This is a genomic window from Cohnella lubricantis (assembly GCF_014212015.1).
Lineage (GTDB): Bacteria > Bacillota > Bacilli > Paenibacillales > Paenibacillaceae > Cohnella > Cohnella lubricantis.
In genome coordinates, this window is record NZ_JACJVN010000026.1 from 43,861 (window position 1) to 46,040 (window position 2,180).

2 protein-coding genes are annotated in these 2,180 nt (G+C 62.5%); both read right to left on the reverse strand.

Translation table 11 applies throughout. The features are described 5' to 3' along the window. Positions 1–444 precede the first annotated feature (444 nt). Positions 445–1,779, reverse strand: coding sequence for an MFS transporter (locus H4Q31_RS06880; protein ID WP_185178341.1), 1,335 nt, complete (start codon positions 1,777–1,779; stop codon positions 445–447). An 89-nt stretch (positions 1,780–1,868) separates the two neighbouring features. Continuing rightward, a partial coding sequence (locus tag H4Q31_RS06885; RefSeq protein ID WP_185178342.1) for a topoisomerase C-terminal repeat-containing protein occupies positions 1,869–2,180 on the reverse strand: 312 nt, incomplete at its 5' end.

The following is a 2,180-nucleotide window of genomic DNA, read 5'->3' on the forward strand; positions in this document are numbered from 1 at the left end:
ACTAATTCTGCACTCTCGCCCACGTCGCGGACCGAGTTAGTTTGTTTGCAGACTAATTCCCACCATTCGCGCCACCCGTGCGCTGAGTTAGTTCGTTTGCGAACTAATTCTGCACTCTCGCACACGTCGCGGGCTGAGTTAGTTCGTTTGCAGACTAATTCTGCACTCTCGCACACGTCGCGGGTCGAGTTAGTTTGTTTGCAGACTAATTTCCGCCGTTCGCACCAGCCGTGCGCCGAGTTAGTTCGTTTGCGAACTAATTCTGCACTCTCGCACACGTCGCAGGTCGAGTTAGTTTGTTTGCAGACTAATTCCCACCATTCGCACCAGCCGCGCGCTGAGTTAGTTCGTTTGCGAACTAATTCTGCACTCTCGCACACGTCGCGGACCGAGTTAGTTCCTTCGCAAACTAATTCCCACGTTCCCCACCACCCGTGCGCCGAGTTAGTTCGTTTGCGAACTAACTCCCGCCCCCTTCCGCACCGGCGGTCTCCTTCCGGCTCCCGCATCCGCGTCCAGATCCCGCATGAACAGCGAGATACCGCACGAGATCGCCAGCAGGATAAGCGGCACGACGCTGATCAGCACGCGGAACGTCGTCTCCGGATGCGGACCGGGATCGTCGCCGCTCACATAGCCGAAGATCATCCCGACGATCCAGAACGCCAGCGCCGAGATGAGCCCGCTCGACCGCGTGATGAACCCGGCGACGGCGGTGTAGACGCCTTCCCGCCTGCGCCCCGTCGCTTCGGCGTCGAGGTCGATGATCCGGCCGCTCAGCACCGCCGGCGTCACGAGAAAGCCCGCCATCCCGAAGCCGACGACGATGCCCGCCGCGATGCCGCCGCCAAGGCTCTGCCCGAACCAGAGCGGAATCGCGGACAGCCCATACACCGCCAGCGCCAGCCGCCAGCTCCGCAGCCCGCCGAGCTTGCGCACGACCCAATACCAGACCGCCACGAGCGGAATGATCGAGACGAAGACGGCGGCCATCAGAATCGCCACCTGGCTCTCCGGAATCCCTAACGCATACTTGGCGTAGAAAGGGATCATCGAAGCGAGCAGCCCGTTCACCGTCTGCGCGAACGAATTGGCGAGATTGAAGATCCAGAACGGCTTGTTCTTCAGCGTCTCGCGGAACGCGGCCACGAGCGGAAGCGGCTTCTCCCTCCGCGCCCCCTCGTCTTCCCGCACCGAGAGCGCGAACCACAGCATGAACCCGGCGAAGACGAACGAATAGACGACCGCCATCGGTCCGAAGCCGATCGCATCATAAATAATCGGCGTCAGCGCCGTTCCGATCAGAATCGCGACGATCTGATACGCCTGCTGCACCGCAGACGCCCGCGCCCGCAGCCGATCGCCCCGGAACAGCTCCGGGAACAGCGCGCCGTAATTGACCCACAGCAGCGTCGCTACACTTTCGAACAGAATGAGTGCCGTCAGGAACCAGACGAATAGCCCGGTATCGCCCAGCCCGCTAGGAGCCGAGAACACCAGGATGAAGGTGAGCATGAAGAGCGGAATGGACGCGAAGATCCACGGCCTGCGCCGGCCGAACCGCGTGTCGGTGCGGTCCGACAGGTAGCCGGCCATCGGGTTGTTGACGGCGTCCCAGATGAGGTAGACCATACGCGCAGCGGTGGCAAGCCCGACCCCAAGGCCGAGCTTCTCCACGTAGTAATAGCTGTAGAACGAACTGAACGCCTGGCTCGGCACCATCATCGCGAACATGCCCAGCGCATAGGCCGCCGGAGAGTTGAGGAACCTTCTGCTCATGAACGTTGCCCCCTTGCTCAGAAGAGTGACAAGCAGCTTGCATGGCGAATCGGTTATCCCGTCGAAAATGTTCGATGAACCCGGAGCGGCTACTCCCGCTCCAGCGCGAGCTCCCCCGTGCCCGCATTGCGGAGCACGATGCGCGCGTCGTAGCTCTCCCCGGCCGCGTCCTTGAATTTCAGCTTATTGGTGCGGCCCTTCTCGATCAGGCTCCGCACCATCGCTTCCGTCAGCGTGCGGCCGAGGCTCTCCTTCCAGATGACGAACGTGCATCCGGTCTTGTAGTGGCTGCAGCCGTACCCTTTGCGGCCGAGGAAGATCTGCCCGCCGCAGCCCGGCCGCGGGCACACCCCCACGACGGCCGGCCCTGCGGCTGCGGCCGTCTCCGCTTGCGCGGCGCG